The 14,729-nt window shown below is 68.9% G+C and carries 11 protein-coding genes; 5 read left to right on the forward strand and 6 right to left on the reverse strand.

The window, feature by feature from the left end; all coding sequences use genetic code 11:
- Positions 1–5: 5 nt before the first annotated feature.
- The 3 genes from ACGFIO_RS28130 to ACGFIO_RS28140 are packed head-to-tail and all read left to right on the forward strand — an operon-like array spanning position 6 to position 5,918.
- Positions 6–3,137 (forward strand): glycoside hydrolase family 2 TIM barrel-domain containing protein, encoded by a 3,132-nt coding sequence (locus ACGFIO_RS28130; RefSeq protein ID WP_392830128.1) that lies wholly within the window; start codon positions 6–8, stop codon positions 3,135–3,137.
- The gene (locus ACGFIO_RS28135; protein ID WP_392830130.1) at positions 3,134–5,347 is read left to right on the forward strand and encodes an alpha-galactosidase; all 2,214 of its coding nucleotides are present in this window, start codon (positions 3,134–3,136) and stop codon (positions 5,345–5,347) included. Before ACGFIO_RS28130 ends, ACGFIO_RS28135 begins: the two co-directional genes overlap by 4 nt.
- Before the next feature lie 52 nt (positions 5,348–5,399).
- Positions 5,400–5,918 (forward strand): monooxygenase family protein, encoded by a 519-nt coding sequence (locus tag ACGFIO_RS28140; RefSeq protein ID WP_392830132.1) that lies wholly within the window; start codon positions 5,400–5,402, stop codon positions 5,916–5,918.
- A 68-nt stretch (positions 5,919–5,986) separates the two neighbouring features.
- Here the strand turns inward: ACGFIO_RS28140 and ACGFIO_RS28145 are convergent, their stop codons facing one another.
- The 4 genes from ACGFIO_RS28145 to ACGFIO_RS28160 all read right to left on the reverse strand — a co-directional run bounded on the left by ACGFIO_RS28145 (position 5,987) and on the right by ACGFIO_RS28160 (position 10,440).
- The gene (locus tag ACGFIO_RS28145; protein WP_392830134.1) at positions 5,987–8,200 is read right to left on the reverse strand and encodes a hypothetical protein; all 2,214 of its coding nucleotides are present in this window, start codon (positions 8,198–8,200) and stop codon (positions 5,987–5,989) included.
- A 65-nt stretch (positions 8,201–8,265) separates the two neighbouring features.
- Positions 8,266–9,066: a hypothetical protein gene (locus ACGFIO_RS28150; protein WP_392830136.1), complete on the reverse strand. Its 801-nt coding sequence runs from the start codon at positions 9,064–9,066 to the stop codon at positions 8,266–8,268.
- Between the two features lie 89 nt (positions 9,067–9,155).
- Entirely contained in the window at positions 9,156–9,962 is an 807-nt protein-coding gene (locus tag ACGFIO_RS28155) for a hypothetical protein (RefSeq protein WP_392830138.1), read from the reverse strand.
- Positions 9,963–9,993: 31 nt separating this feature from the next.
- Positions 9,994–10,440 (reverse strand): hypothetical protein, encoded by a 447-nt coding sequence (locus tag ACGFIO_RS28160; RefSeq protein WP_392830139.1) that lies wholly within the window; start codon positions 10,438–10,440, stop codon positions 9,994–9,996.
- Between the two features lie 168 nt (positions 10,441–10,608).
- Here ACGFIO_RS28160 and ACGFIO_RS28165 point away from each other — a divergent pair, with 168 nt between their 5' ends.
- Positions 10,609–11,721 carry a hypothetical protein gene (locus ACGFIO_RS28165; protein ID WP_392830141.1) on the forward strand — a complete coding sequence of 371 codons (1,113 nt, stop codon included), beginning with the start codon at positions 10,609–10,611 and terminating at the stop codon, positions 11,719–11,721.
- Between the two features lie 653 nt (positions 11,722–12,374).
- Entirely contained in the window at positions 12,375–12,851 is a 477-nt protein-coding gene (locus ACGFIO_RS28170; protein ID WP_392830143.1) for a hypothetical protein, read from the forward strand.
- Between the two features lie 19 nt (positions 12,852–12,870).
- Here ACGFIO_RS28170 and ACGFIO_RS28175 read toward each other — a convergent pair whose 3' ends face one another.
- Both ACGFIO_RS28175 and ACGFIO_RS28180 read right to left on the reverse strand, forming a co-directional pair.
- Entirely contained in the window at positions 12,871–13,731 is an 861-nt protein-coding gene (locus ACGFIO_RS28175; RefSeq protein ID WP_392830145.1) for an ABC transporter substrate-binding protein, read from the reverse strand.
- Positions 13,732–13,739: 8 nt separating this feature from the next.
- Entirely contained in the window at positions 13,740–14,723 is a 984-nt protein-coding gene (locus tag ACGFIO_RS28180) for a pentapeptide repeat-containing protein (protein WP_392830147.1), read from the reverse strand.
- Between the last annotated feature and the right edge of the window lie 6 nt (positions 14,724–14,729).

Here is a 14,729-nt window from a genome sequence, read left to right on the forward strand (position 1 = left end):
CAACGTTGCCCCAGGACCAGGAAACGATCTCCTACCTGTACGACGTCGGCCCCGGCAGTGGCCCACGACGGCGGGCGCGGTCGTGGCTCCACACGGACGCGCCCCACCTGTCGCTCCACGGGGACTGGCGGTTCCGCCTCCTGGCCGGCGTGCCGGGCACGCTCGGCGCACCCGGGGTGCTGCCAGAGGGCGAGGCACCGGACGCGTTCGCCGGGCCCGCCTACGACGACTCCGGCTGGGACACCCTGCCGGTGCCGAGCCACTGGGTGCTGCACGGTGAGGGGCGCTACGGCTCGCCGCAGTACACCAACGTGCAGCTGCCCATCCCGCAGGACCCGCCGTTCACGCCGGACGAGAACCCCACCGGCGACCACCGTCGCACCGTCGTCGTCCCGGCCGAGTGGTTCGACCGCGGCACCTACGAGTCCGTCGTCCTGCGCTTCGACGGCGTCGAGTCGCGCTATCGGGTCTGGGTCAACGGGACCGAGGTGGGCGTCGGCACCGGCTCGCGGCTCGCGAGTGAGTTCGACGTCACCGGCGTCGTGACGGCCGGCGTCAACACCGTGGCGGTACGGGTGCACCAGTGGTCGGCCTCGACGTACGTCGAGGACCAGGACCAGTGGTGGCTCCCCGGCATCTTCCGTGACGTCACCCTCCAGGCCCGGCCGGTCGGTGGCATCGAGGACGTCTGGCTCCGGGCGGACTACGACCACACCAGCGGGCACGGACTCGTCACCACCGAGCTGACGGCCGCGGACACCGCGTACCCGGTGCGGCTGCGGATCCCCGAGCTCGGGGTCGACGTCGAGTGGGCGGCCCCGGACGACACCGCACCCGTGGACGTGGGCGTCGTGCGGCCCTGGACGGCGGAGCGACCGCGGCTGTACGACGCGACGGTCGTCTCCGCGGGCGGTGCGGAGACGGTCTCGCTCAGGCTGGGGTTCCGGACCGTGGCGGTCGTCGGCGACCGCTTCCTCGTCAACGGCCGCCGCGTCGTCCTGCACGGGATGAACCGGCACGACACCCATCCCGATCTGGGCCGCGGCTTCGACGAGGACTTCGTACGCCGAGACCTCGAACTGATGAAGCGCCACAACGTCAACGCGATCCGCACCGCGCACTACCCGCCCCACCCGCGGATGCTCGACCTCGCCGACGAGCTCGGCTTCTGGGTCATGGTCGAATGCGACCTGGAGACGCACTCCTTCCACCACGGGGGCAGCGCCCTGGCGCCGGGCATCGACGAGTGGATGGGCAACCCGAGCGAGGACCCGCGGTGGCGTGACGCCTTCCTCGACCGCATCGAGAGGACCGTCGAGCGGGACAAGAACCACCCGAGCGTCGTCATGTGGTCGCTCGGCAACGAGTCGGGCACCGGGGCCAACCTCGCCGCCATGGCCGCGTGGGTCCACGCGCGCGACCCGGAGCGCCCCGTCCACTACGAGGGCGACCGCGCCGGCGAGTACACCGACGTCTACTCGCGCATGTACCCCTCGATCGCCGAGGTCGTGAGCATCGGCAGCGACTCGACGGGCGCGCTCGAGAAGGCCTCCGTGGCCGAGTCGGCCCGGCAGCGCACGAGGCCCTTCCTGCTCTGCGAGTACGTCCACGCGATGGGCAACGGCCCCGGGGGCATCGACCTCTACGAGGACCTCGTGCGGCGCTACCCCAGGCTCCACGGCGGTTTCGTCTGGGAGTGGCGCGACCACGGCCTGCGCACCCGTACGGCGGACGGGGTGGAGTACTTCGGCTACGGCGGTGACTTCGGGGAGACCGGCGTCCACGACGGCCACTTCTGCATGGACGGCATGGTGCTGTCGGACGGGACACCCACACCGGGCCTCGTCGAGTTCGCCGCGGTGGTGGCCCCGATCCACTTCGACGTCCGCACGGACGGGCGCGGCGTCGTCGTGACCGTCACCAACGCCCGGCACTCCGCGCCGACGGACGACCTTGTCTTTCCCTGGCGCCTCGAGCACGACGGCCGGGTCGTCCGCGAGGGGGTGCTGGAGGTCGTGGGGGACGACGGCGGACCCGTCGCAGCGGGCGGCACCGCCGTGGCCGAGCTGACGCTGCCCGGCGAGGGAGTGCGGGCCGGAGCGGGCGAGGAGTGGTTCACCGTCTCGGCGGCACTGCGTGACAAGACGGCGTGGGCCCCGGCCGGCCACGTCCTGGCCTCCGCCCAGGCCTCGACCGCTCCCACCGGTCCCGTCGCCACCAAGCCGACGAGGAGGCCGGCGAACGAGACCGCGCTCCCCCGCACGGGTGACTACTCCATCGGCCCGGCCGACTTCGCGGACGGCCACCTCGTGGCCCTGGCCGGCTCGCCGGTCCGTGGTCCGCTGCTCGCTCTCTGGCGCGCCCCGACCGACAACGACGCCGGCTCGCACCTGGGCAGCTACGACGCGACCGACCCGATGGAGCACCTGGGACTGGGCACGCCGGGGCCGTCGTACGCCGCCCAGTGGCGGGACGCCGGCCTCGACCGGATGAACGGACGTCTGGTGAGCCTGCACCGGACCGCCGAAGGGCTCCGGCGCAGCAGCCGCTGGGCCGCCGCCGACTCGCGCCTCTCGGTCACCGTGGAGGAGCTCTGGCAGGCCGAGGGTGACGGCGTCCGGCTCGGCCTGCGGCTGATCCCCTCCTCCCGCTGGAACCTCGTGTGGCCCCGACTGGGTGTCCGCCTCGACCTGCCCGTCGAGGTGGACCGGGCGGCGTGGTTCGGCACGGGTCCCGGGGAGTCGTACCCCGACTCCCGTCGTGGTGTACTCGTCGGCCGCTACCAGGCCGGCATCGCCGACCTGACGTTCCCCTACGCGTGGCCCCAGGAGAGCGGTCACCGCAGCGACCTGCGCAGCCTGGACCTCGGCACGGCCGGCGGGGACTGGCTCCGGGTCGAGGCCGCCGCGGACCATCAGGGCCGGCGACCGGGGTTCACCCTGGCGCGGCACACGGCGCAGGAGGTGGGCCAGGCGACGCACCAGCACGAGCTGCCCACGCCGCGACACAGCCACCTCTACCTGGACGCGGCTCAGAACGGCCTGGGCTCACGGGCCTGTGGACCCGACGCGTGGCCGGACGCGCTCCTGCGTCCCGAGACGCGCACCCTCGACCTGCGTCTGACGGCGCTGTCGTGACGGACGTGCCACAGTCCGCGCCGGACGTGCTCGTGCACCTCACCGCGGCCGGTGTGAGCGTCGTCCTCGACTCGACGCGGGGCCGGCTGCCGGCCGTGGTGCACTGGGGTGCCGCACTGGGTGCCCAGTCGAGGGAGGACCTGCGCGCGCTCAGCACCGCGGACGTGGAGCCCCGCGAGGGGAACGTCGTGGACGAGCCGGTCCGCCTGGCCATCCTCCCCGAACATCACGCCGGCTGGCCGGGCCGGCCCGGCGTCGCGGGGCACCGCGACGGCGCGGACTGGTCACCCCGGTTCCAGGTGACCAGCCTCGACGTCGGGCCCGGAGCGACCGTGGACGACGGGCTGGTGGACGGCGGGCCCTGCGCCATCGTGTTCCACGCCCGTGACGAGGTGGCCATGCTCGGTCTCGAACTCGAGGTCGAACTCTTGGCCAGCGGGCTGTTGCGCACCCGGGCCGGCCTGACCAACCACGGCGGCACCGCGTACACGGTCAGCGACCTCAGCCTGGCCATGCCGATCCCCTCTCGGGCGCGGGAGATCCTCGACTTCGCGGGCCGCTGGAGCAAGGAGCGCATCCCGCAGCGCCGCGCGCTCGTCACCGGGATCCACGACCGCGAGGGCCGCAAGGGACGCACCGGCCACGACGCGGCGACGATCCTCAGTGCCGGTGTCCCCGGCTTCGGCTTCACCCGCGGCGAGGTCTGGGGTGTGCACGTGGCCTTCAGCGGCAACCACCGGCACTTCGCGGAACGCCTCGCCACCGACGCGCAGGTCATCGGCGGCGGCGAGCTCCTGCTCCCGGGTGAGGTCCGGCTCGGGCGGGACGAGGACTACCGCGGGCCCTGGCTCTACGCGGCGTACGGCGACGGGCTCGACGACCAGGCACGCCGCTTCCACCGCTTCCTGCGGGGCCGGGCCACCCATCCCGCGCGGCCCCGGCCGGTCACGCTCAACGTCTGGGAGGCGGTGTACTTCGACCACGACGTCGACCGGCTCGTCGACCTCGCCGAACGCGCGGCCGCACTCGGGATCGAGCGCTTCGTCCTCGACGACGGCTGGTTCCGCGGACGCCGAGACGACCGGCGCGGTCTCGGCGACTGGGTCGTCGACGAGACGGTGTGGCCGGACGGCCTGTCCCCGCTGGTCGACCGGGTCACCCAGCTCGGGATGGAGTTCGGGCTGTGGTTCGAGCCCGAGATGGTCAACGAGGACAGCGACGTGGCCCGCTCGCATCCCGAGTGGGTCATGCAGACCGGCGGACGACTCCCGGTCCGCGGCCGGCACCAACAGGTCCTCGACCTCGCCCGCCCCGAGGCCTACGCCCACGTCCTGGAACAGATGTCCCGGGTCCTGTCCGACTACGACATCGCCTACGTGAAGTGGGACCACAACCGTGACCTCGTCGACGCGGGCAGCCTGCCGACCGGCGCCGCGGGCGTGCACCGGCAGACGCTCGCGGCGTACCGCCTCATGGACGAGCTCAAGCGGCGCTTCCCGGGGCTCGAGATCGAGTCCTGCTCCTCCGGTGGTGGGCGCGTGGACCTCGGCGTCATCGAGCGTACGGACCGGGTCTGGGCCAGCGACTGCGTCGACCCTCTCGAACGCCAGGGCATCGACCTGTGGACCATGCAGCTACTCCCGCCCGAACTGGTCGGAGCGCACGTGGGCTCGCCGGTCAACGAGACGACCGGGCGGCGGCACGAGCTGTCGTTCCGGGCCGGCACCGCCGTCCGCGGGCACTTCGGGATCGAATGGGACCTCGCCAAGGCCTCGGCGAGCGAGATCCACGACCTCGCCGAGTGGGTGGCGTTCCACAAGGCGCACCGGGAGCTGCTGCACACCGGCGACGTGATCCGCTCGGACGACAGCGACCCCACCCTGTCCATCCACGGCGTCGTGAGCGCGGACCGGTCGGAGGCGCTGGTGTTCCTGGGCTACCTGAGCCGCTACGAGAGTTCGCCCCGGGGGCGGTTCACGCTGCCCGGCCTCGACCCGGACCGGCGGTACCGCGTCGTTCCCGTCGTCGTCGGCGCGCCGGACGACGGCCTCGCGCCGCCGTCCTGGTACCACGACGGCACCGGCATCGTCCTGAGTGGTCGGGCTCTGGCCGTCACCGGACTCCGCATCCCCGGCGCACGTCCCGAGCGGGTGGTGGTCCTGCGGGTGCGGGAGGAGGTCGGACAAGGCTCGTACGGATCAGGTGGATGATCGGTGCGCGGCCCTACCATCGGAGGATCCCTGACCGGAAGGAGATCCGGCGATGCTGAGCCGCGTCAATCGAGAGACCGTCGACCTGTCGTCCTATCCCGACCTGGTGGTGGTCTATCTGGGTATGCGCGTCAACCGGCTCTACGGCCTGCGCACCCTGATCGCCCGCGGCCCGCGGATCGACCGGTCGGACGACCAACCGGACGGCCTGCTGGCACACGAGCCGCTCCTGTGGTCGCTGTTCCCCATGCACCTCGGCATCCGCCAGTACTGGCGCGACCTGCCCGCGCTGCTGGCCTGGGCCCGCTCCGAGCCGCACCGCCGGTGGTGGCGCGACTTCCTGCGCGACAGCGGCGGCACCGGCTTCTGGCACGAGACCTACCTACTGCGCGGCGGCATGGAGGCGGTCTACGACGACATCCCGCAGCGCCGCGGCTTCGCGTCCTTCGCCCCGGTGCACCCGGCCCGCGGCGCGATGTTCGGCGCGGCCGCGCGGGTCGGCCGCCCGGAGGACGACATCGCCCCGGTCGTCACCGAGGACGACCTCTACACCCCCGGGACCGAGCACTAGCGGCCTCATCCACGGCACGGACACCTCTCGGCAGTCCGATCGTTCCCGCTCGGAAGGTGCCTTGCCGGCTAACCGACCGTCGAGTCCTCGAGGTCGCGCGTGATGGCGTGGTGGACGTCGGCACCGAGCCGGCGGAGGGTGTCGATCAGAGGCCTCTCCTCCGCGTGCGAACCCACGACCCTCGTCCACTTGTCGAGAGCCGCACCCAGTTGCCGGATGCCGGACGAGTTCATGGTGCTGTTCATCGCTCCGCACAGATCGGCGATGTCGCCGGCGAAGTCTTGCGAGTCCAACCGACCCACGGTGTTGAGCTGGGAGACGACGCCCCGGCGGAACGACAGGGTGACGCTGCGAAGCATGATGGCGCACGAGGCCCCGGTGAACAGGTCGGGTGAGCTCAGAAGCTGCGCGCTGAGCGAGCGGACCGGCCGCTTGGTGGGCGGGGCGGTCGAGAGGATCAGATCTATCGGCTCCACCACGGCGTCGAGACGGCGGAGTATTCCATCGAAGACCGTACGCGTCTTGCTGAAGTCGGGTGGGAACTCCGTGCTCTGAGCGCCGGCGAGCCGCCCGAACACGCGCCGCAGCCCCAGTTCCGCGGCGTCGCTCATGGCCTCGCCCGCTGAACTCTGGCGGCCGAGCCGCTCCATCGCCGACTGCAGGGCCATGTTCTGCCGGACAAGCCGATCGAGCTGGTCGTTGACCCGCATCATGGTCGCGTCCCGAACATGGACGTCCACCTGCGTCACCAGGGCGTGCACCGCGTCGGTCAGCGCGGATGTGAATTGCACGGTCCCGCGGGTGATCACCCGGTCGTAGGCTGCCTCGAGCACGGGGCGCTTCGCTTCCGACAGATAGCCGTTGATGACCAGCAGGAACGACCGTCGTGCCTGGGGTGTGGAGGCTCGTGTGAGCGTCTTGGTCAGGCTCGTGACGTCGCCGTCCTGCAGGACGGACGGGGAGATGACGATCGCGCAACCGGCGCCGGCATCCCCGATGGGCAGCCAGAAGTCAACCCGTTGGCCGGCGCGCGCACGAGACTTCGGAATCTTCAACTCGACGTCGCGTTCGTAGCGCCAGCCGGAGCGGGTGAGCACATTCTCGATGTCCTGGGCGACGTCGTCGGTGCGCTCCGCCTCGTACTGTTCGCGGGCCACCTCCCGGAGGAACGGCGGATCGACCCGCGCCCGCTCGCCCACCGCGCGAGCGTAGCTGAGGTAGCAGAGTCGGACGACGGCGCGCGCGTTCCCACCGGCGAGCTCGGTGAGATACCCGATGCCGGCCTCCGTGAAGGGCGCGATGTCGCTGACGCCGAAGGCCCTGGTCAAGACTCCCTGGATGTATTCGGTGACGTTCGCGTTGTTCAGGCGTCCCGGCCACAGGACATCGTTGACCCGTTGCCGTACGTCGGTCGGCAGGGCGTCGAGGAAGTCAGGCAATCCGCACAGGACAAACAGGGAGTTGGTCTCGTGGGCGATCTCGAACAGACGCTTGAACGCCTGGGCGACGCGGGCCGTCCGTCCATCCGCCCCTGACGTCGACAGGATCTTCTCCATCTCGTCGAAGACGACGACAAGACGCTTGCCCTGATGCCCATAGAGCAGCGCGAAGACCCCGATGGCGGCCAGCGCGTCCTCCTCCGACTGAATCTTCGATTCGATGCCACGTTCGACCAGGGCCGCGTCGGGGTCGGCGCCGCGGAACCACTCCCAGACCGCGTGGCGGAACTCGGGCCGCGGGTAGAGAGTCAAGGCGGTCGCGAAGTCCTCCCGCTGGGTCACTCGCCGAAGCCGGTCGCACAACCTGCGCCGCAGGTCGGACTCCATGAGGCCAAGGTCTTGGATGACGTTCTCAGCAGTGACGTCTCGAGCGCTGAGCCGGGAGGCGAGCGGTGCGGTCAGGTCCGACGAGCTGAGCGCCTCAGCCACGACATCGGCGTAGTACTCGAGCACGCGATCGTTCACGTCGAGTGAGGCGAGCTTCGGGATGAAGCGATCTCGGTAGAGCGTGAAGACATCCCCTCCCGGTGCGTCCAGGTACATCGGCCTGACAACGTCCAGGTCGTCGGAATCGGAAATCTGCCTGAGCATGTGCAATGCCAGGTGCGTCTTGCCGGTGCCGTACTCGCCCACGACCGTGAACACGGTTCCGCGGCCAGGAGCCCCGTCGTCGTCACCGGCCGACCCGAGGTAGGCCAGAATGTGTCGCCGTGCGGACCTGATGGCCTCTGTCTCGATGGTCAGCGACGGTTCCGCCGATCCGCTGGAGATCGGGCTGGCCACGGCGGCGGCCGGGAAGGGGTTGAAGGCGAGCCGGTCCCTTGCCCCGGCCGACTGATGAAAGGTGTTCACCTCAACACTCCCCGCCTGATGTAGTAACTCTGGAAGTCTGAGAAGTCGATCTCGGTTGAAGCTCTCTCGGCAGCTTCGGCGTAGACGTGCCGGCACGTGAGTTCGAGCTCACGGATACTGATCTGTCCTTGCCCGCGGATCCTTGTGCGCATGTATTCGACCGCCGTCTCGCGCCGGATGCGGATCTGGGCCGGCTGCGGGCCGAGCCGTGCCTGGATGAAGCGCCATCCGTCGCCGATCCGCAATGGGTTGAGCCGGTGCAGCGACAACCGGGCGGCTGTGATGAGAAACGGTACTTCCCGGAGCAGATCGACGTTGCTCGTCTCGACGAAGAAGGTCAGGCCAGGACGGGCGAGGTTCGCGTAGATCCGTAAGGTCTCGGCGACCTCCACGGGCGGCAATATCACGACACCGTGCCGGCCGGTCCGGTTGAGCAGGTCCGCCAGGAACGGGAAGGTCTGGTGCGGGTCCTGGGCCTTGCGGTCCAGGCGCTCCTGATCCTGCTGCGCGAAGGTGCCGTCCGACTCGGCGAGATCCACGACCCGGCGCGCGACATGATCGGCCTGGACCCGGGCCTCGACTCCGAAGCGTGTCTCGTTGGCCAGGTCGAACAACACCACGGTCTCCAGACCGATGGCGTTACGCAGCCGCGACACGCAACGATGCAGGAAGGCGGATTTGCCGCAACCGACGTCGCCCACGACGACGAAGAGCGTGGCCACCCGACGGACCTCGGCCGCGACGTCGACCATCGCGGCGAACTTGTTGTACTCCTCGAGCGAGTTGCCTATGTCCACGTAGAGCTCGTCATGCGCAGGATCGGCCCACGGGCACAGAGGATCGCGATTGTCCAGGCCACGCCCGGGTAGCAAGAAGGGATTCCCAGTCATCGGTCAGCCACCCCGCCGTTGGTACGTAGCCTCGTTGGGAAGGCCTTCTCGACCGCCCGCGCCAGCTGCTCGACAGCGACCTCGACGCTCAATGCCCAGTCCGTGAGGGCGCGCATCGTGGCCTGCCGTTGCGCTGACGACTGCGCTCTCGCGGTCGTCAGGGCGTCGATCATGGTGGCGTCCGCCAGCATCTTCAGCACCCGCGGCCCGATGGAGGATCCCGGCTCATCGAGGAGGACTTTGGCCACGTCCGAGCTCAGATCGTCGCGGTGGGCAAGACACGCGACGGCATCCGGGTGGACGGTGACGGCAGTGAGCCGCTGGTTGACAATCACACCTACCGCGCGACGAAACCGCACGCCGCCGGCACGGAGGCGGTCGGCGGTGGCGCGGCGACGATCCCGGGCCAGGCGCCACTCCATCAGCATGAAGGTCAGCAGGACGCCGGTGGTCCCGGAGATCAGCACCGGCGTGATCGACGGGGCGGCGCCCGCTTGCGGCCGTGACCCCGGGGGCGGATATTCGGCCGAGCGCAGGGCCTCGCAGGCCCGTCCGAAGCTGTCCGGTGACACCACGGGCCAGCTCCGGACGTCAATCACCGCGCCGCCGGCCAGGTGCAGGCGCTCGGGTGTGCTGCCGGTGCGGGCCGATCCGAGCAGGATCGCGGCTTCGACCAGGCGTACGCGTCGCTCATCGATCAGGCAGTAGACGACCATTTCGTCCGACGGTCGCTCGGTCGGTGCCCCTTGCGCGCGTTCCATGACGGGCATGCAGAGGGCCAGCACGAACGACAGACCGGCCACCGCTGTGCCGCGCCGTCTGTCGATCCGCATGTCATCGGGCCCGTACACGGGCGGGCCGGACGTCCCGCACGCGCGGACCTGACGACAGCGCCGCCGCCAGCTCGGGGAGCATCGTCAACACCCAATCGTGGCGCTGGATCCGTCGCGCGGCTATGGCATCGCACGCCCTGAAGGTTTCCAGCAGGCAGCCATACATGAGTCGATCGTCGGGCTGTTCCAGCAAGGCGAGTGTTGTCCGCACACCCGTGGTCTGCCGGCGCACATGGTGCAGGAACTTGGCCAACGGCAGTTCCCCGCGGTCGCATGCCGCACTCAACCAGCCAAGGTCGTACGTCACGAAATCGCAGATCTTCTCGAGGTGCTCCGATGCCGAACGCGGCTCCATGCGGATCAGCCTCCCTCCGAGTGTCTTGGCTTGAGGTTCAAGGCGGTCGCCCGTTATCGTCTCCACGGCACGACTGACCTGTTGATCACTCATCGCCGATACTGTTGGCGACAATGCGCGGACGGTCGCACAGCCTCGCTAAATGCGAATCAGCATCGGCGAGCTGATTCCTCCGCACAGTGGACGTTGCCGTACGCTCACGAACTGTCGCTGCTGTTCGTTTGCTTGCAGGAAAGCACTCCCCACCCGGTGGGGTGCAACATGGCGAAGTTGACGAGCGGGGAGGGGAATGAGGTGCCCAGACGACCTGGGGGTGGGGAACCACCGGCAGGCTCACCCGAGGCTGCTCTTCGCAAGATGGTGCGTGGACCGGGGCCCAATGCCCTGCGGCTGCTCCAGGACAGCCCGGAACTGCTGGATCTGCCTCACTTCCCGACGGGGTGGGAGGTGGAGGGGAAAGCCGCGGCATTGCTGGACGTCCTGCACGAGCTCGTCAACGCGATCGACAACCCGCGGTGGCGAGCCGCCGCGCAGGCCGCCTTCCGGCTGCCGCAGGACCGTTACGTCGGCCGTCAGTTCGACTCGGTAGCCGGCCGCTGGCGCCACGCCGCCCAGGCTGAGGAACCGGTCTACTCCGGCAGCGACGACCCGCTCGAGCGATACCGGGGATACTGGCTCACGGCCGCTCACCACCTGGCGAAGCGCCTCGGCGAGCGCATGATGGAACTCAACCGCACAGGTGGCTGGGACAAATACCGAAAGACCGAGCCCCACATCCCGGCCACGACCTTCCCGATCTCGTTCGACCGTACCGACGTCCTCTACCGGTTCCGGGGCCGGCGCGGCATCCAGTCGATCAGCTACCGGTGGCTGACGGCGCACGACGAAGTGGACCACTACGAGGCCGTCGGCTGGTATTACAACGAGCCGGACGCGCCCGTCCAGATCGAACCCCTGGCCAACTGCGCCCTGGACGGGCCGCTGACCGACCTGCCGCAGGGCGGGCGCTCAGGTCGGCTCCGGTTCTCGCGCCGCCTCCGGGCCGGGGACAAATACTTCTTCGCCTACAGCATCCACTTCGGCTCGGAGCGGCCCTGCCGTCCGACGATTCTCTACGAGGTCCGCGGATTGAGCATGCGAGCCCTCACCGTTCGCGCCCAGTTCGACCCGGTCGATCTTCCTTCGATGTGCTGGTTCTTCGATCTCGGCGTTCAGGTTGAGGGAGCGAGGCCGCCGGAAGGCTCGGCGCCGGAAGTTCTCGAGATCGCTCCCAACGGGTTCGTCGATCATGAATTCTTGAGCTGCGAACAAGGCCGGAAATATGGCCTTCGTTGGTCCTGGGACGAGGAACGATCATTGAAAGGAGGCAAGTGAACATGGGCGAGGGCTGATCGAAATCCAACACGATTCCGTCGCAGCCCGCTGCAAGTGATTGAGACACTTGCAGCGATGCCGCATGACGTGAATCTTGGGGCACTCCTGGCTACTCAACCTCGAACACGAGTTTAGCCAGGAGTTCTTCCCTCCGAAACCCTGGTTTCGTGGCAATATCGCGGCTGACCGTGCGGACTCACCGAAGTGGCGCATCGGTCACTTCAACGACACCCTCCATGCCTCACCTCCTCGACATCAACGTCGATAGGCGCCTGCGACGACGAGCACAGCGGACGCAGGCATCCGATGCGGAGATCACTTTCCCGAGGCGGCTTTACGACTTTACTATGCGCAACGTTGCTTGCCTATCTCGTGCGCGTCTATTCCGGGGAATGAGATTCAAGATCGCGACATTCATGGTCGGCCCGCCCCGATCATGAGGTCTTTGCTCAGCGGGGCCACCGGCGTCCGGCCGTGGGATATCGCCGGTTCAGCCTCCCACAACGATCTTCGTGCAATTTGATCACCAGGAATCAAGGTGAGATTTTCTCGGTCCGCGACATGCGGCCACCGACGGAGCTGAACACGTTTTCTGAGTGGCCGGGCCTATAGGATTGGCGCTGGTCGGCAGACATCCCGGGGAAAGGTTTGTCATGTTTTCTCAGAATTCGGAATTGATCTGGCAGGGGCGTTCCCACGTCGGTGATGAGCCCGGTGTCTACGGCGACGCTTCCTATGCGGGGCTGTCGTTGGAGCTTCCGGTCACGCTTCGCAAGATCGATGCCGCGGGCGACGACTCCGTGGTGCTGGTGCTGCGGACGGAGTCGGTGCAGACGTTCGCCGGCTACCCGGGGCACCTGGTGACCGTGATCGCGCATCAGACGTCGGCGGGTGATCCGACGCACTCGACCGAGACCGAGTTGACCGCGGTCCGGCTGACCACCGCTGACGGCGGGAGCAAGGACGTCGCCGTGGATCTGGACGGGATCGCGTCACCGGCCCACCTGTCTGTCCGGGTGCGGGTCGACACCGAGGTTCCGCCGGGGTTGTACGACGACTTCGTGGTGCTGGGACTGTCGTTGCGTTCCGCCGATCACGCGTACGTCGCGGAGCTCGGTTTCTCGGCCTGAAGCGAACGGGCGGTGTGGCTCATTTCAGAGTCGCCGCGATGGCGCGGGTGAGGTCGACGACGCGTGGCCCCCACCGTGAGGCGACGGCGTCGTCGAGGACGTACACCTGGCGGTTGTGCACTGCCTTGATCGTGTTCCAGCCGGGTCTGGCCGTCACCGAACCGGCCGACTGGTTGCAGCAGGTCGAGTCGGCGAGGTAGATCAGGTCGGGGTCGGCCTGCACGATGTCGGCCGGCTTGAGCTGGGGGTAGCCGTTGCCCCGGGTGTCGAAGGGGTCGGCGATGTTGAGCAGGCCGAAGAGGCTGTAGATGGATCCGACGAAGGTCTGTGAGGTCGCCGTGTAGAACTGGCCGTCGATCTCGTGGTAGTAGCGCGGTGGTTGCGGTCGGCGCTTCACCTCGCTGACGATGTCATCGATCTGGGTACGCATCTTGGCGATCAGGTCCTCGGCGCCGCCCGGGTAGCCGGTGGCGTCCCCGAGCTCGGTGATCTGCTGGTAAACGCCTTCCAACGTGGACGGCGCCTCCGCGAGTCGCACCTTCACCTTCTTCTGCAACGCTTCGGTGAGCTTCACCCCGGTGGTGTCGGTGAAGTCGTTGGCGATGATGACCAGGTCGGGTTTGAAGGCGAGGATCTTCGCGGAGTCGGGCTGGAAGCCGGACAGGCCCTTCTGCCGGGGCGCGTAGGCCGGGAAGTCGGACTTGTCGTCGACCGCTATCACGCTCGACCCGGCGCCGATGGCGAACAGGGTCTCGGTCGCGGTCGGCGACAGGGACACGATCCTCGTCTTGGCGATGGTCACGTCGCGTGCGGTACCGCAGCCGGTGAGGGAGCCGGCTGCGCCGATGACGACGATGAGAAGGGTCAGGATTTTCCGCATGCTGCTCCTCACGGGACGGTGCGGACCTTGCCGTCGATCAGGGCAAGGCCCCGGGGCAACTTCGTCGTGCCGTCCACGACGGCCGTGTTGAGCTGATCGGCGGTGACCTTGGCGCCGGTCAGGTCGGCCTTCGGGAACTGCGCCCCGCCGAGGTAGGCGGACCGCAGGTCGGCGTTGACCAGGTTGGCTTCCATGAAGTTCACGCCGCCGAGCTGGGCGTCACGCAGATCGGCGTTGACCAGGATCGCCTTGCTCATATCGGCGCCGTCGAACGCGGCTCGCCGGGCCGTGGCCCGGTCGAGCCGAACGCCGAGCATCACTGCCCCGTTGAGTTCCGCGCGGGTCAGGTCGGCGTGACTCATGGCCGTCATGGTGAAGTTCGACCGCGAACCGGAGGCGGCCACCAGCCGCACGTCGCGCATCTGGGCCCCGGTGAAATTGACCCGCCCCACGTCGGCCGAGCTGAGGTCCGTGCCTTCCAGGAGCGCCTTGGCGAAGTTCTGCGCCGGCCGGTCGGGGATGTTGGCGTCGAGTCCCGCGAGGTTGATGTGGGAGAGGTCGATGATGTCCGCCACCGCTCGCATCTCGCGGCGGCCGATGACCGAGACTCCGCCCTGGACGTCGACGGCCGGGGGCGGCACCTCGGCCGGCTCGGCTCGCGGAGGGCTCACCGGTTTGGCCGGCGGGGTGCCGGCCGGCTTCGCGTTCTCCCGTACGAAGGTGCCGACCACCTCGATGACGACGGGCTGGTCGGTCTCGGAGTCCTTGGCGATGCGTTCGAGGGCGTACAGCCCGCCGAGCCGGACCTCCGAGTCGTCCGAGCCGAGTTGTTCCACCGCGGCGGTGAACCGGTCGGTGATCTGCCCGCGTTCGGTGAGCTCGACCTGCCGGCGGGTGAGCTCGACCTGTTTCTTGGCCGCGGTGACGGTGTCGTTGGTCGCGCGGGTGGCGATGGTGCTGAAGACCAGGGCGATGACGGCGGCGACACCCACCAGAAG

It is taken from the genome of Actinoplanes sp. NPDC049265 (genome assembly GCF_043197135.1).
Classification (GTDB): domain Bacteria; phylum Actinomycetota; class Actinomycetes; order Mycobacteriales; family Micromonosporaceae; genus Actinoplanes.

What these genes read in the sequence shown, in the direction of transcription:
- ACGFIO_RS28140 (WP_392830132.1), top strand. Translation starts at nt 5,400, where the DNA reads ATGCTGAGCCGCGTCAATCGAGAGACCGTCGACCTGTCGTCCTATCCC.
- ACGFIO_RS28175 (WP_392830145.1), bottom strand. Translation starts at nt 13,731, where the DNA reads ATGCGGAAAATCCTGACCCTTCTCATCGTCGTCATCGGCGCAGCCGGC.
- ACGFIO_RS28165 (WP_392830141.1), top strand. Translation starts at nt 10,609, where the DNA reads ATGGCGAAGTTGACGAGCGGGGAGGGGAATGAGGTGCCCAGACGACCT.
- ACGFIO_RS28160 (WP_392830139.1), bottom strand. Translation starts at nt 10,440, where the DNA reads ATGAGTGATCAACAGGTCAGTCGTGCCGTGGAGACGATAACGGGCGAC.
- ACGFIO_RS28170 (WP_392830143.1), top strand. Translation starts at nt 12,375, where the DNA reads ATGTTTTCTCAGAATTCGGAATTGATCTGGCAGGGGCGTTCCCACGTC.